Source organism: Burkholderia savannae (assembly GCF_001524445.2).
In the GTDB taxonomy this organism is placed as follows: domain Bacteria; phylum Pseudomonadota; class Gammaproteobacteria; order Burkholderiales; family Burkholderiaceae; genus Burkholderia; species Burkholderia savannae.
Map to the genome: position 1 here is coordinate 3,190,269 of NZ_CP013417.1, position 14,222 is coordinate 3,204,490.

General features: G+C 61.9%; 13 protein-coding genes and 1 tRNA gene. 5 read left to right on the top strand and 9 right to left on the bottom strand.

Translation table 11 applies throughout. The features are described from left to right. The first annotated feature begins 98 nt into the window (after positions 1 to 98). The gene (locus WS78_RS35930) at positions 99 to 236 is read left to right on the top strand and encodes a YXWGXW repeat-containing protein (protein WP_198174677.1); all 138 of its coding nucleotides are present in this window, start codon (positions 99 to 101) and stop codon (positions 234 to 236) included. Positions 237 to 363: 127 nt separating this feature from the next. On the opposite strand, the gene recX is transcribed toward WS78_RS35930, so the two are convergent. Both recX and recA read right to left on the bottom strand, forming a co-directional pair. Beyond that, a complete protein-coding gene (recX, locus tag WS78_RS15750) occupies positions 364 to 1,320 on the bottom strand; it encodes a recombination regulator RecX (protein WP_059575187.1) in 957 nt (318 codons plus the stop codon). Beyond that, a complete protein-coding gene (recA, locus tag WS78_RS15755) occupies positions 1,320 to 2,390 on the bottom strand; it encodes a recombinase RecA (RefSeq protein WP_038748937.1) in 1,071 nt (356 codons plus the stop codon). The genes recX and recA overlap by 1 nt, the downstream gene beginning before the upstream one ends. A 203-nt stretch (positions 2,391 to 2,593) precedes the next feature. On the opposite strand from recA, the gene WS78_RS15760 reads away from it, so the two are divergent. The 4 genes from WS78_RS15760 (at position 2,594) to WS78_RS15775 (ending at position 7,078) form a co-directional block, all read left to right on the top strand. Continuing rightward, positions 2,594 to 3,334, top strand: coding sequence for a response regulator transcription factor (locus WS78_RS15760; RefSeq protein WP_038748972.1), 741 nt, complete (start codon positions 2,594 to 2,596; stop codon positions 3,332 to 3,334). 23 nt (positions 3,335 to 3,357) lie between these two features. Continuing rightward, positions 3,358 to 4,917, top strand: a complete 1,560-nt coding sequence (locus WS78_RS15765) for a sensor histidine kinase N-terminal domain-containing protein (RefSeq protein WP_059575189.1) — start codon at positions 3,358 to 3,360, stop codon at positions 4,915 to 4,917. 221 nt (positions 4,918 to 5,138) lie between these two features. Beyond that, positions 5,139 to 6,797: an MFS transporter gene (locus WS78_RS15770; RefSeq protein WP_059575191.1), complete on the top strand. Its 1,659-nt coding sequence runs from the start codon at positions 5,139 to 5,141 to the stop codon at positions 6,795 to 6,797. 204 nt (positions 6,798 to 7,001) lie between these two features. Then, positions 7,002 to 7,078, top strand: a tRNA-Met gene (locus WS78_RS15775). 372 nt (positions 7,079 to 7,450) lie between these two features. Here the strand turns inward: WS78_RS15775 and WS78_RS15780 are convergent. The 7 genes from WS78_RS15780 to WS78_RS35935 all read right to left on the bottom strand — a co-directional run bounded on the left by WS78_RS15780 (position 7,451) and on the right by WS78_RS35935 (position 13,873). After that, the gene (locus WS78_RS15780) at positions 7,451 to 8,476 is read right to left on the bottom strand and encodes a tyrosine-type recombinase/integrase (RefSeq protein ID WP_231752740.1); all 1,026 of its coding nucleotides are present in this window, start codon (positions 8,474 to 8,476) and stop codon (positions 7,451 to 7,453) included. Positions 8,477 to 8,531: 55 nt separating this feature from the next. Beyond that, positions 8,532 to 8,750 (bottom strand): DUF4224 domain-containing protein, encoded by a 219-nt coding sequence (locus WS78_RS15785; protein ID WP_082717506.1) that lies wholly within the window; start codon positions 8,748 to 8,750, stop codon positions 8,532 to 8,534. Beyond that, the gene (locus tag WS78_RS15790; protein WP_059575195.1) at positions 8,747 to 9,529 is read right to left on the bottom strand and encodes a rolling circle replication-associated protein; all 783 of its coding nucleotides are present in this window, start codon (positions 9,527 to 9,529) and stop codon (positions 8,747 to 8,749) included. The genes WS78_RS15785 and WS78_RS15790 overlap by 4 nt, the downstream gene beginning before the upstream one ends. Positions 9,530 to 9,997: 468 nt before the next feature. Then, entirely contained in the window at positions 9,998 to 11,368 is a 1,371-nt protein-coding gene (locus tag WS78_RS15795) for a type II secretion system protein GspD (protein WP_059575197.1), read from the bottom strand. Then, positions 11,365 to 12,270, bottom strand: a complete 906-nt coding sequence (locus WS78_RS15800; protein WP_059575199.1) for a zonular occludens toxin domain-containing protein — start codon at positions 12,268 to 12,270, stop codon at positions 11,365 to 11,367. The genes WS78_RS15795 and WS78_RS15800 overlap by 4 nt, the downstream gene beginning before the upstream one ends. After that, positions 12,267 to 12,548, bottom strand: a complete 282-nt coding sequence (locus WS78_RS15805) for a DUF2523 domain-containing protein (protein ID WP_059575201.1) — start codon at positions 12,546 to 12,548, stop codon at positions 12,267 to 12,269. The genes WS78_RS15800 and WS78_RS15805 overlap by 4 nt, the downstream gene beginning before the upstream one ends. Beyond that, a complete protein-coding gene (locus WS78_RS35935; RefSeq protein WP_156437484.1) occupies positions 12,545 to 13,873 on the bottom strand; it encodes a virulence factor TspB C-terminal domain-related protein in 1,329 nt (442 codons plus the stop codon). Before WS78_RS35935 ends, WS78_RS15805 begins: the two co-directional genes overlap by 4 nt. Positions 13,874 to 14,222 lie beyond the last annotated feature (349 nt).

Here is a 14,222-nt window from a genome sequence, read left to right on the forward strand (position 1 = left end):
CGAGGTTTCGAGGGTTTCGGGGCGCGATGCGGTCGGTGGTCGGCGGTCGGCGGTCGGCGGTCGGCGGTCGGCGGTCGGCGGTCGGCGGTCGATGGTCGATGGTCGATGGTCGATGGTCGATGGTCGATGGTCGATGGTCGATGGTCGATGGTCGATGGTCGATGGTCGATGGTCGATGGTCGATGGTCGATGGTCGATGGTCGATGGTCGATGGTCGATGGTCGATGGTCGATTAGTCAGCGTAGCGGCTCACGGGGCCGTTGCAAGGCATTCGTGCAAATTCTTGCATCGTGCCCTGCCGTCCGACGCAAGCTGGAGAAAGCGAATCAGCGAAAGCGCACCGGCGCAACCGGCTCGTTGCGTTCAATCGCCGCCGAATTCGTCGACGTCGCCTTTCAGTAACTTGGCGATCGTCGCGCTCGAAAAACCGCGCATCGCAAGAAAGCGCGCCTGCTTCGCGCGCTCGGCAGGTGTTTGCGGCACAGTGCCGAACTTCTTGCGCCAAACCGACTGAGCGCGCTCGAATTCACTCTCGCGCAATCGAGTGCCGACGGCCTCGACGAGCGCGTCGCCGACCGCATGACGCTTCAACTCGCCGACGATGCGCGCCGAACCGACGCGCGACGCGCGCCGATGCACGAGGCTTTCGGCGAACCGCGAGTCGGACAGCCAGTTTTCCCGCTCGAGCGCATCGAGCAACGACTCGATATCGTCACTTTCTTCGGCGTGCAGCGCGAGCTTGCGTGCAAGCTCCGCGCGGCTGTATTCGCGGCGCGACAGATAGGCAATCGCTCGCCCTTTAAGCGTGCGCGCGGGACGCTGCGATGCCGGCGAGCGCTCGGCGCCCCCGGACGCGGGCGCGGACGAATCGGAATGAAAAGGCGGCGCGCGCCGACGCGACCGGGGCCCGGCCTGACTCGTTCGCGTATAGACGTCGCCCGCCGTCTCCCCCCGCTCCTTCACGGACGAAAACGCTGACGACGCCCGCGAGCGGCCTTCGGTACGCAAGCCGCCTGCCCGACCGCCGCCGGACACATCGTCGTTCGCACCGACGACGCTTGCCGACGAACGCCGCCGCGCAGCGTCGTGAGCATCGAACGATTCGTACGGATCGAAGGAATCGTCCGATTCCAGCGCAACCGTTCGCCCAAACGAAACGAGGGCATCATCGGATGCCCTCGCTGCCGGGCGGCCGACCGGCCGCCCTTCGCTCGAAACCGTCGTGCGCGCTTCGCGTTCGACGCGGGGCTCGTCGGCGGACACCGTCCGCGCACCGTGCCCTGCCTGCCGCGAATCCGCGCCCTCCCGGTTCTTGCGCATTACTCCTCTTCGTCCATGATCTCGGCTTCGGAATTGGCACCCTGCGGCATCGCGGCGACGCCGAGCGATTCGCGAATGCGATTCTCGATCTCACGCGCGATTTCCGGATTCTCGCGCAGGAATTCGCGCGCGTTATCCTTACCCTGGCCGATCTTCTCGCCGTTATAGCTGTACCACGCGCCCGCCTTGTCGACGATCTTCGCCTGCACGCCGAGATCGATGATCTCGCCCTGACGCGAAATGCCTTCGCCGTACAGGATGTCGAAGATCGCTTCGCGGAACGGCGGCGACACCTTGTTCTTGACGACCTTCACGCGCGTTTCGTTGCCGATCACCTCGTCGTTCTTCTTGATCGAGCCGATCCGGCGGATGTCGAGGCGCACCGACGAATAGAACTTCAGCGCGTTGCCGCCCGTCGTGGTTTCCGGGTTGCCGAACATCACGCCGATCTTCATCCGGATCTGGTTGATGAAGATCACGAGGCAGTTCGTCCGCTTGATCGTGCCCGTCAGCTTGCGCAGCGCCTGCGACATCAGGCGAGCCTGCAGGCCCGGCAGCGAATCGCCCATCTCGCCTTCGATTTCGGCCTTCGGCACGAGCGCCGCGACTGAGTCGATGACGATCATGTCGATCGAGCCCGAGCGCACCAGCGCGTCGGTGATTTCCAGCGCCTGCTCGCCGGTGTCCGGCTGCGAGATCAGCAGCTCCGGCACGTTCACGCCGAGCTTCGATGCGTACTGAACGTCGAGCGCGTGTTCCGCATCGATGAACGCCGCGGTGCCGCCCAGCTTCTGCAGCTCGGCGATCACCTGCAGCGTGAGCGTCGTCTTGCCGGACGATTCCGGCCCGTAGATTTCGACCACACGACCGCGCGGCAGGCCGCCGACGCCGAGCGCGATGTCGAGGCCGAGCGACCCCGTGGACACCACCTGGATATCCTCGACCGCCTCGCCGTCGCCGAGCCGCATGATCGACCCTTTGCCGAACTGCTTCTCGATCTGCGCGAGCGCGGCGGCAAGCGCCTTGCTCTTTTCGGCAGTCAGCCCGGAGCCTTTCTTGCTTTCTTCCATGAATCGTCCTTTGCTATGATGAGCAGCGTCTGATACAAACGCACCGGCTTCGACACGGCCAGCAAGCCGTTAGGTGCGCGATGCAGACACTGTATAAAAAAACAGTGGTTTATGCAAGCCCGCGTTGCGGGCAGGCATCGCCCATATTTCGGAGACAGCCGCGCGCAGCGCCATCGCCGCGGAGCAGCAATCGGTTGCGCATCATGCGAATTCTCATCGCCGAAGACGACAGCATACTCGCGGACGGTCTCACCCGGTCACTCCGCCAATCGGGCTATGCCGTCGATCACGTGAGGAACGGCGTCGAGGCCGACACGGCCCTGTCGATGCAGGCGTTCGACCTGCTGATCCTCGATCTCGGCCTGCCCAAAATGTCCGGCCTCGACGTGCTGCGGCGCCTGCGCGCGCGCAATTCGAACCTTCCCGTGCTGATCCTGACGGCCGCCGACAGCGTCGACGAGCGCGTGAAGGGGCTCGATCTCGGCGCCGACGACTACATGGCGAAACCGTTCGCCCTCAACGAGCTCGAAGCGCGCGTGCGCGCGCTGACGCGGCGCGGCGCGGGCGGCGGGCCGACCGTCGTGCGGCACGGCTCGCTGTCGTTCGACCAGGTCGGCCGGATCGCCTATGCGAACGACCGCGTGCTCGAGCTGTCCGCGCGCGAGCTCGGGCTGCTCGAGGTGCTGCTGCAGCGGATCGGCCGGCTCGTGTCGAAAGAGCAGCTCGTCGATCACTTGTGCGAATGGGGCGAGGAAGTCAGCAACAACGCGATCGAAGTCTACGTCCACCGGCTGCGCAAGAAGATCGAGCCGAGCGGCGTGCGCATCACCACCGTGCGCGGCCTCGGCTACTGCCTCGAGAAAGCCGCGCCCGCGGCGAACGACGCGCCGGCCGCAGCCGCGCCGCAGCCGGCCGCCTCCGCCGCGAGCCCGTCGCTGCGCTGAGCCCACCCGCGAGCGAGCGGCCGATGGCCACGCCGGTCCGTTCCCCTCACGCCGCGCGCGGCCCGGCCGATGCGGCATCCGATGCGGACGCCGCGCGCGACGCGCGCTACGAGAACCCGTTCGCGCCGCCAGACGAAACCGATGCCGCCGAAGGCCCCCGCCCGCGCTCGCTGTTCGGCGAGATTCTCGACTGGATGCTCGCGCCGCTCCTCCTGCTCTGGCCGATGAGCATCGCCGTCACTTATCTCGTCGCGAAAACGATCGCGAACGGCCCGTTCGACCGCGCGCTCGAAACCGACGCGTACGTGCTCGCGCGGCAGATCACGCCGGTCAACGGCGTCGCCGAACTGAAACTGCCGCAGGCGACGCTCGACTTCCTGCGCGCCGACAACGTCGACAGCCTGTACTTCCAGGTGCTCGGCACGCGCGGCGAGCTCGTCGCGGGCGAGGCCGACCTGCCGCTGCCGCGCGACGACGACCGGCCGTCGCCCGGCGTCGTCGTGTTCCGCGACGACATGCTGCGCGGCAACGACGTGCGCGTCGCGTACACGACCGTCGCGCTGCCGGGCGCGACGGGCTCGCAGCCCGTGCTCGTGCAGGTCGGCGAGACGCTCGACAAGCGCAACGCGCTCGCGAACGACATCATCAAGGGCGTGATCCTGCCGCAGTTCGTGATCCTGCCGCTCGCGATCCTGCTCGTCTGGTTCGGGCTGTCGCGCGGGCTCGCGCCGCTCACCGCGCTGCAGGCGCACATCCGCAACCGGCGCCCGGACGACCTGTCGCCCGTCGAGGCGAAGCGCGCGCCGCCCGAGATCGAGCCGCTCGTCACGTCGTTCAACGATCTGCTCGCGCGCCTCGAGCAGAACATCACGCTGCAAAAGCGCTTCATCGCCGACGCCGCGCATCAGATGAAAACCCCGCTCGCCGGCTTGCGCACGCAGGCCGAATTCGCGCTGCGCCACGAAGTGCCGGACGACGTCGCGCGCTCGCTCGAGCAGATCGCGACGAGCTCCGAGCAGGCGGCGCGGCTCGTCACCCAGTTGCTCGCGCTCGCGCGCGCGGAAAACCGCGCGACGGGGCTCACGTTCGAGCCCGTCGAAATCGCGACGCTCGCGCGGCAGGCCGTGCGCGACTGGGTGCAGGCCGCGCTCGCGAAGCAAATGGACCTCGGCTACGAAGGCCCGGACGCCGCCGCCGGGCCGCTTCGCATCGACGGTCACCCGGTGATGCTGCGCGAGATGCTCGGCAACCTGATCGACAACGCGATCCGCTACACGCCGGCGGGCGGCCGCATCACCGTGCGCGTGCGGGCCGATCGCGCGGCCCGCGTCGTGCATGTCGAAGTCGAGGACACGGGCCCCGGCATTCCGGCGAACGAGCGCGAGCGCGTCGTCGAGCGCTTCTACCGAATCCTCGGCCGCGAAGGCGACGGCAGCGGGCTCGGCCTCGCGATCGTTCGCGAGATCGTCGCGCAGCACGGCGGCACGCTGACGATCGACGACAACGTGTATCAAACGTCGCCGCGCCTCGCCGGCACGCTCGTGCGCGTGAGCCTCAGCTTACGGCCGGCGGCCCCGGAATAACCCTAAGCGGCCCGGCCGCCCGCACGGCCAAAAAAGCACGTACGAGACTTTTGAGGCAAAAATAAATACACTTAAGCGACGAAGATCGACATAAACCACAAATCGAAGGTGCGAGATTTTGACGCGCCGAGTCAGTGCGCCGTAAGTTTGCCCTCCAATAATCGACTCGGAGCCGCCCTCTCGCGAGGGCGCGCGCCCCTATATCAAAATTGGAGACATTCATGGCAACGGTTGGCGGACAAATTGCGCACACGCCGATGACGGGCGACGAAAAGCGCGTGATCTTCGCGTCGTCGCTCGGCACCGTGTTCGAGTGGTACGACTTCTATCTGGCCGGCTCGCTCGCCGCCTACATCAGCAAGAGCTTCTTTTCAGGCGTCAATCCGACCGCGGCGTTCATCTTCACGCTGCTCGGCTTCGCGGCGGGCTTCGCCGTCCGGCCGTTCGGCGCGATCGTGTTCGGACGCCTCGGCGACCTCGTCGGCCGCAAGCACACGTTCCTCATCACGATCGTGATCATGGGGATCTCCACGTTCGTCGTCGGCTTCCTGCCGGGCTACGCATCGATCGGCATCGCCGCGCCCGTGATCTTCATCGCGATGCGGCTGATGCAGGGCCTCGCGCTCGGCGGCGAATACGGCGGCGCGGCGACCTACGTCGCCGAGCACGCGCCCTCGCATCGCCGCGGCTTCTACACGTCGTGGATACAGACGACGGCGACGCTCGGCCTGTTCCTGTCGCTTCTCGTGATCCTCGGCGTGCGCACCGCGATCGGCGAGGAAGCGTTCGGCAACTGGGGCTGGCGTGTGCCGTTCGTCGCGTCGATCCTGCTTCTCGCCGTGTCCGTGTGGATTCGGCTGCAACTGAACGAATCGCCCGTGTTCCTGCGGATCAAGGCCGAGGGCAAGACGTCGAAGGCGCCGCTGACCGAAGCGTTCGGCCAATGGAACAACCTGAAGATCGTGATCCTCGCGCTCGTCGGGCTGACGGCCGGCCAGGCGGTCGTCTGGTACACGGGCCAGTTCTACGCGCTCTTCTTCCTCACGCAGACGCTGAAGGTCGACGGCGCGAGCGCGAACATCCTGATCGCGCTCGCCCTCCTGATCGGCACGCCGTTCTTCGTGTTCTTCGGCTCGCTGTCGGACAGGATCGGCCGCAAGCCGATCATCCTCGCCGGCTGCCTGATCGCGGCGCTCACCTACTTCCCGCTCTTCAAGGCGCTCACGCACTTCGCGAATCCGGCGCTCGAGGCGGCCACGCAGAAAGCGCCGATCACGGTGATCGCGAACCCCGGCGAGTGCTCGTTCCAGTTCAACCCGGTGGGCACCGCGAAGTTCACGACGTCGTGCGACATCGCGAAAAGCGCGCTCGCGAAGGCGGGCCTCAACTACGAGAACGTCGCCGCGCCGGCGGGCACGCTCGCGCAGGTACGGATCGGCGACACGGCGATCGACACGTACGACGGCAAGGCCGCCGACGCGAAGGACAAGGCGAAGACCTTCGACAAGACGCTCGCGTCGACGCTGAAGGCAGCCGGCTACCCGGCGAAGGCCGATCCGGCGCAGCTCAACTGGCCGATGACGACGGTGATTCTCGCGATTCTCGTGATCTACGTGACGATGGTGTACGGTCCGATCGCGGCGATGCTGGTCGAGATGTTCCCGACGCGCATCCGCTATACGTCGATGTCGCTGCCGTATCACATCGGCAACGGCTGGTTCGGCGGCTTCCTGCCCGCGACCGCGTTCGCGATCGTCGCGGCGAAGGGCGACATCTATTCCGGGCTCTGGTATCCGATCGGCGTCGCGCTCGTCACGTTCGTGATCGGGCTGCTGTTCGTGAAGGAAACCAAGGATTCGAATATTTACGCGCGGGATTGATGGGGGCGCGCCGCGGGAGGTGCGGGAAGCGGGGCGTCCGGCAGACGGCGAATGGCGATCGACAGTTGGGCAACCAGCCGATCGCCTCGTCGACGGATCGGGCTGGGCGGGAGCCCCTGCATCGATGCCTTCGGCCTTTTTTAAGGGAATCGACAAAAAGGGCTTGACACTCCCCAACTCGCCCTCCATAATTCGCCTCCTGTTGGCGAATTAGCTCAGTCGGTTAGAGCGACGGAATCATAATCCGCAGGTCCGGGGTTCGAGTCCCTGATTCGCCACCAAATGCAGAAAGGGCTCAGCGCAAGCTGGGCCCTTTTTCATTGCTCCGCAAAAGCGGCTTTGCTCCGCAAACAGTCAGCCAAAAGCCAGAAATCTGGCCACCTCCAAAGCCAGCTTTGATATCCTGAGCCGAAACGGCCACCACGCACCACGGCCCCACCAAGCTGTGGTTCGGCTACATGACGCAGACGCCAAGGGTGGACATCATGGATGACCACAACGGCGGCACAAATGAGCTTCGGCGAGGGCTTCGAAACCGCCTGATCGAACACTCCTACAGCTTCAATGTCACCTCGCACACTTTCGCGTGCGAAAGTCGCCTCACATACTTTCGCACGCGAAAGTCCGACATCGGCACTTTTCAGAACCACCGCTCACTTCGTCGGCTCAACGCGATCGCCTTTACGCTCGCGCACGTAGTGCTCAGTCATAGCCAACGACTTATGCCCCAACTGTCGTTGTGCCGCTCGAATATCGCCAACAGCATCCGTCTTGTCGGTCCCGGCCTTCGCTCGGAGGTCGCGAAATTGGAACAGATCCTTCGACACCCCGGCCAACTCGCGCGCACGATCGAACCTAAACCGCAGCGCGTCGGCCATTAATCGCCCGCCAGTTTCATTCACCACCAGCGCCGTGCTGACAACCCTATACCCCCTCTTACGAGCACGGATTCGCTCTACGACCGCCGCCAAATGCCCTGTAACCGAAATCCGCAGCCGCTTGCCGCGCTTACCCTGCTCGACCCATAGTTCGCCATCCTTGATATCACGTTCATCGAATTTCAACGTATCGGCCGGCCGCTGTCCAGTCAGATAGGCGAGATCCATCGCATCGCGCAGCGGCTGATCGGCCGCCTCCCACACCTTCTGGAACATGTCATCCTCAACGTACACATTCCGACCTGTTTCCTTGTTCCGCCGTACTCCAGTGCTCGGATTGGTTGCATCGGTCAATCCGTGCTCTCTAGCAAAATTGAAGATGTGCGAAAACAAAGCGACCTCCCGGTTTGCTCGAACATGGCCGGCCTTCTCTGGCACTGGCTTACTCCGCTCGACGTACCACGCCTTTGCCTGCTCCATCCGCCACGTCAGATACTGCCGAACATGCACCGGCCGGATATCGTTCAACAATGCGGGAGGATCATCAAAAAACTTAAACAGATTCTCCAACTCGACCAGGTTATCGCGCTGCGTTCGCCGCGACTTCAGCGGCAGCACGTCTCTCATGTATCGCTCAGCCGCATAACGAAACGTCACCAGCTCAGTGTGACGCGATCGACTTTCCAGCTCCAGCTCGGACCACTTGCGCACAGCTTCAACAAAATCAGCACCAAGCGGAACCTCCCTGCGCGGGACTCCACCCGTATCGTAGTAGTAGTAGACGACCCCGCTACGCTGCACCCTCGCTCTCATGCGCGGTGGAAGATTTAAGTTCTTTGTTCTGCGTCGCCCCATCTCACCCGACCATTACTCGAGGTTCCCACGCACGCCGCGCATTTCGAGGTGCGCTCTCCTTCTTCCCTTCAATAGCGGATCGCGCAACAATCGGCCGACCAGCTGCGTTCACAAAGAAGGCGATCCCCATTCTCCGCAGCGCGTCGACTTGTTTCGACTTCAACTTCCGCCCCGTCAGCACCGCAAGCTCATCAGTGGAGAGAAAAGTGTCGCAGCTCATCGACACTCCCTCGTCGACACCCAAAAACACCCTAGCTCCTGATTCCAGTAGATCTGGCAGCGATCAAGCGTTGCCCCAACACGCAACGCGGCTCGCATGGCGATCTGCAACGCATCCGCTGGATTATCGGAAAGCACATGATCGATTGGCATGACCTCCGGAACGATGACGCCACGGCTCGTCCAGTACCGCTTTTCGTTCATCGCGTGTTCCGCGAAATCCTTCGTGATGTACTTCGCCAGATAGGCCGCGAGCTTGTGCCGCAATCCCTTTTCCTTGAACGGATTCCGGACGTTGATTTGACCGTTCCCGATCCCGACAATGCTTTGCCAGATCGAGCGCAGAACGCGATAGTTTTGCCGCCCTCGCACCGCGACGTGCAAATGCCACGCTCCTCGCTTTTGCTTTTCCGCGACAGCAACATATTGGAATTCGGCCAGTCGCCCGAGACGCCGCCGCAGCTTGTCGAAATCTCGCTTGAGCCGGGCCTTGTCCAGCATGTTTTCCCGATACGTCAACGTGATCATCCTGTCCGCACCGATCGCCTTGCATCGAAGCCGAACCTGCTGCTTAGCCCGCTTCGCAGCGTCGAGCAAATTTGCTTCACTGTTGTCGGACTCGCCGCGCTTGGCCTTGGGCATAGCGTTGAGGGACAGTGCGCCCATGTATCTATCGAAGCGCGTCGCCGTGACCTCCACCTGACCATCACCGAAATTCCGACCACGAATCACCCACTCTCGGCGAAATGCCGAGAAGTCACCTATACTTGCGTCGTGCATTGCAACTTGTCCTTGTAATGCTGTTACACAAGCCCCGAACCGTTCCAGCGGCCGGGGCTTTTTCTTTTCCTAAATTCCCATTCACTGTTTCAAGCAGTCGGCTTCAGTCCAGTCCCTTTTGTTCATTTACGTCCCCGTACGTTAAGTGTCCCTGATACAAGTTTAGGGGCCGCGCTGCGCGCGGCCCGCCCGGCGCGCTCTGCTGCGCTGGGCGAGCCGCACGCAGCCATACCCCTATGCCTCCAACCGCCTACGCTCTTGCTTAGTGTTCCGAAACCTCATCCGCCGCGGCGAGCCTTCAGAATGGAAGAACGCCCCCATGCCGTGCCTTCGTTACCAGCAATCGCGAGTACCCGCTACTCGGTCCGGCAAGCCGCGCTGAGCCGCGCGAACATCGCTACAACTCCGTATTGCCGCCCCTGCTCTACGTCGCTTCGATCCCGGCCGGACACTCCTAACGCTAATCGCTCAGATTCGCTGAACTTGAAGCACCAAGAGAACCTCCGTGCGCTGCTTCGAACTCGACCGGCCGTCGAGGAAGCTGGGAAGCCACGCATAGCCGCTGCGTGCGCTGGTGTTCCTGTCCTGCACTAGCCCACCTAGGACGACGACCTCCCCATCCTTAAGTCGGGTAACCGTCTGCAACTGGCGTGTGTTCTTGGTAGGAGAAGTATCGACACCGGTTTTCGTCGCTACGAAATCAGAAATCTCTTCGTGAACGCGCAGTTCGATCACATCACGCATCACCGTCGGCTGAACATCGAAGATCAGCCCGGCATCCTGATACGTAATCGACTGCACGGGCGTCCCGCTCGCACCCTGATAGCTGACACTCGATTGAGTCGGCACCTGTTGACCAACGTTCAACCGGACTTGCTCGCCAGACGCGACACGAACATGTGGCGTACTGAGAACCTTGAATCGGGAATCCGCGTTCAGCGCAGAGATTGCCGCATCGAGCCCAGGCCCGGTGAAACGCATAGCACTGGCATCAGACGCCGTGTCACCGCTCGAGATGCGAAGTTGCCCGCCCAGCACCTTCGCAGCGATGCTCCATGCGGTATTGCTCGAATCGGTGTTCGTCACCTCATACGCCCAGCCGCGAACAACGACTTCACCGGGCACGGTATCCAGTTCGGGCACCACCTTTCGCAGCACTGCAATCTCATCGCGCGACCCGAAAAGCACCAACTCGTCGCCGCGAGACTGCGCCCTTGCACCGACTGGTTGCAAAGGCGGAACGTTTGACGCCGGCGGTGTAGCAACACTTCCGGCCGCTTGGACCAAAGCGCTATCGCTAGTAGCGGTCGGTGTCAACGAACGCCCACTGAACAGCGGCTCGACCAGCTCGCGCAAATCGTTAGCTCTCCGATAGCGGGGTTTATAAACAAACACCTCCTGATCAGTTCTTGCGAGAACGGCACCCGTTTTCTTCGTCACGTAATCGACGCCATTTTTCGTAGCGACCTGAAAACCGAGCGAATCGAGAAAGTCGGAAACAACAGCACGAATATCCCGACTACTGTCGTCTAAACGAAAGGACACTAGGCGCACATCGGTCAGCACGTCCGGCCCAAGAACATAGGGAGTGCGCATCGCGTCCTGATAGATCAGATCCACAACCTGCGCGACCGTGACAAACCTCAAATCGAATGCAGCGCCACTTCCGCGCTTCAACGGAGTAAGAATCGGCATGGCCTGCGCACTACCAGTCGGGGCAGCGCCTTTGCTCAGACTCGCATCAGCCGGCAAGGTAGGTAGTGGCGGCATTACGTCAGCAGCCACGACCCATTGCGTAGACAACACCAAAGCTCCGACCAACACGCCGAGGCGCTTCATCGCGTGCCTCCAGCCTGCTCCGATTTACCCGGTGTCATACCCGTCCACCCACTCACCGCCCTCCCGTCAACTTCGCCCGTCAGCCGCACCCCGCTGCTAGCGAATCCACTTGATGGCACAGCACGCAACCGCGCATCCGGTGCTGACAGAACGATGTACTTGATGCCTGAGATTGAGTATTGACCAGCTACACGCCACCCCGACGACTGGCTCACTGCATCCGCGCGACCGTCTTGCTTGGAGCCATTCGCCGCCACACCCGCGACGGGCTGCTCGCCCACTAGATCAAAACCCTCGCGCGACTTGTGATAAATCTTCGTCGCGAGGACTAGAAACACGATCAACGCGAGCGGGGCAAAGAACAAAGCCTTCGGAACAACAGCTTGTTTTTTCGTATGAACTTCTGCACTTTTGTAGAGCTTGAATACATCACGCGGATACGGCCATTGACGCTTAACCGCATCTTTCAAGCTACTCGGGTTATGGCAGTGGTCCCACTCGTACAACATCGCGCGCTTCAATCCAAACAAGTTTCGAACGTGAACATGCCGGCCGACTAGATCACGAACGGTTTTACTGATCCGCTGCGGATGTTGCGTGATGAGGATGAAATCGACCCCCATGTGGCGGTGGACGTGCAGCTGCTCAATATCAGGCGTAGGTTTCTGACTTACGGTTGTCGGCGGATAGATCCTCTGAGCCTCATCCACAACAATCAGATCACCTGCTTCCGCGTTCACATGCCACTGACGCAACCACTGCTCGTCTATTTCGACGTGCTCGACGGCCAAGTCACGAATGCCATCAACAAGGACGCGACGCCCCTTGGCGAGCTTAGTCAACAGCCACACTGCATGCAGAGTCTTGCCACTTCCAGGCACACCGGTAATCAAAGTAATCATTTTCCGAACACCATTCTCGTTGCGGACGTAAGCAGATAGAACGAGACACGTGCAGAGAGCGCACCGAGTACGTACGAGATCCCTTCACCGACCCCACCGAGAGCCAACACGTTAGCGAGATCGCCCCCCAGACCTCCGACGCTCTGAGTCATCCACTGAATCGTTTGGTCCAACGCCAGATCAACGCCCGCAACAGCCATAAAACCTATCCCGAGGGCGAGCAGCACACGCGTGACAATCGGCCCAACCAGAGATACAAGCATCCCGGCCCAGCTCATGATTTCAGCCCCGTGCAGAAAATGAGTGCAGCAGCAAGCGCACACAGAATCAACACCAACGGGCGGAGCTTTATCGCGACGGTACATATCGGTTCGTAACTAAACGACAAATCCGCCCCCATCACAGACACCTGATACGGCTCAGGACAGCTGCCCGACATCAGCCCAATTGATCTGGGTGAAATCGCCACGCTTTGCTCCTTCCGACTCACATCAACTTCGGAAGCACTACCGAGAGGTGCACATGCCGACGAATCAGGATGCAACGCGCAAATGTCTGTCGCTTCCGTAGACGGAGTGCCGTCGCCCCCGTTTCCACTTCCGGGACTCTGCTGCCCCGGAAGGGCGATTGGATTGGTGCTTGTCGGAACCGGTGTATTGATTGCTGACGTACGCGGCCAGCTGTTCGGTTTGTTCGTGGCAATCGGCGAGAGATCGGGAGCGGTCACCGGATCACTCGCAAGCCAAGGCTCACCCTTAAAATTCGGCTGCATAGCCGCGTCTCGCCACAAGCGATTTGCAGCTTCTGCGGCTAACTCTGGTGCCATTGCGGCACTCTTTGCAGTCTGCGGCAACGACTCATACGCTTGTTCGATGGAAGGCAACGTTTTGGTCGTTACCCCGCTCGGATTCTTCGACCCAAACGTATAAGGCGAGCACGCGCCATTGCGTGCATACGAGCCGCCTGGACATGTAACCGGTGCTCCGCTCGCCTGAAAATCCACGTACACCGTCGCGGCCTGACATCCCCCCGACGGACAGTAATTGGCGTGATGCATTGTGTAGCTGTATGCCTTCCGGCTCTCGCTACCAGACGTCGTATTCTCGTTAAAGGTCCATACCGTCCATCCACCATCGGCATTGGTCGGCGTCACCGCCTGAAATCCAACAGCATATGGATCACTACCGATGTACCCGCCCGATACCCAGTAAGCGCCGCCTTTCACAATTCCTCCATAAGAATTCGGAGGCGGCGGAGCAACTTGCATCGTGACCGAACCGTCCTTGTTGGTGATCCACTTAATGCCCTCATAAATTAGCAGCCCCGAAGCAATCCACGGGTTCAGCCGGCCGAGTACGGAAAGCCATGTCGCGCCGGCGCCCGTAGCTCCAACGAGCGGTATTACACGCGCACCAACCTGCTCAACTGTCGCCAAGATGCGGGGATCGTTTGCAGCGAAACCACGTCGCACCAGAGTGCTTTTTATTCCCTCCGCGATCGCGCTTCCGACTGTGTTTGGCAACGCCTGAGCACTTGCAGCTTTGGATGCCGCGACTCCTCCGAAGAGAATCAGCATGGCCAACAGCGCACGTTTGATTTTCATTCTCGTGCCTCACAAAAACAGGATCAATGCCGCGCCGTAGATTGTTCCAACCACGACGCAGAACTCCACACAGAACCACAGCACGGTCAACTCTCCGATGAAGATTCGAGGAACCTGCGAAGTGCACGCATAGCAAACGCGACACTCAGCGCGAGAAAGACAGCCCCACCCACCATGAGCCCCGCCGCCTGCCCACCTATCAACGGTTCATCCGTCGGGTCCAGATGCCAGACATGCAGATACAGCGCATTCCCCTTCGAATCGGTACCGCAGCCGACAAGCTGCCCACCGACCTGCGCGTACGTAACGCCATCGACCCCACCCGGACCACATGCCACGCTCGATACCG

Bases quoted from the DNA above. Each gene is read 5' to 3' on its own strand.
- WS78_RS35930 (WP_198174677.1), top strand. From the start codon at position 99: ATGGTCGATGGTCGATGGTCGATGGTCGATGGTCGATGGTCGATGGTC.
- recX (WP_059575187.1), bottom strand. From the start codon at position 1,320: ATGCGCAAGAACCGGGAGGGCGCGGATTCGCGGCAGGCAGGGCACGGT.
- recA (WP_038748937.1), bottom strand. From the start codon at position 2,390: ATGGAAGAAAGCAAGAAAGGCTCCGGGCTGACTGCCGAAAAGAGCAAG.
- WS78_RS15760 (WP_038748972.1), top strand. From the start codon at position 2,594: ATGCGAATTCTCATCGCCGAAGACGACAGCATACTCGCGGACGGTCTC.
- WS78_RS15765 (WP_059575189.1), top strand. From the start codon at position 3,358: ATGGCCACGCCGGTCCGTTCCCCTCACGCCGCGCGCGGCCCGGCCGAT.
- WS78_RS15770 (WP_059575191.1), top strand. From the start codon at position 5,139: ATGGCAACGGTTGGCGGACAAATTGCGCACACGCCGATGACGGGCGAC.
- WS78_RS15785 (WP_082717506.1), bottom strand. From the start codon at position 8,750: ATGAGCTGCGACACTTTTCTCTCCACTGATGAGCTTGCGGTGCTGACG.
- WS78_RS15790 (WP_059575195.1), bottom strand. From the start codon at position 9,529: ATGCACGACGCAAGTATAGGTGACTTCTCGGCATTTCGCCGAGAGTGG.
- WS78_RS15795 (WP_059575197.1), bottom strand. From the start codon at position 11,368: ATGAAGCGCCTCGGCGTGTTGGTCGGAGCTTTGGTGTTGTCTACGCAA.
- WS78_RS15800 (WP_059575199.1), bottom strand. From the start codon at position 12,270: ATGATTACTTTGATTACCGGTGTGCCTGGAAGTGGCAAGACTCTGCAT.
- WS78_RS15805 (WP_059575201.1), bottom strand. From the start codon at position 12,548: ATGAGCTGGGCCGGGATGCTTGTATCTCTGGTTGGGCCGATTGTCACG.
- WS78_RS35935 (WP_156437484.1), bottom strand. From the start codon at position 13,873: ATGAAAATCAAACGTGCGCTGTTGGCCATGCTGATTCTCTTCGGAGGA.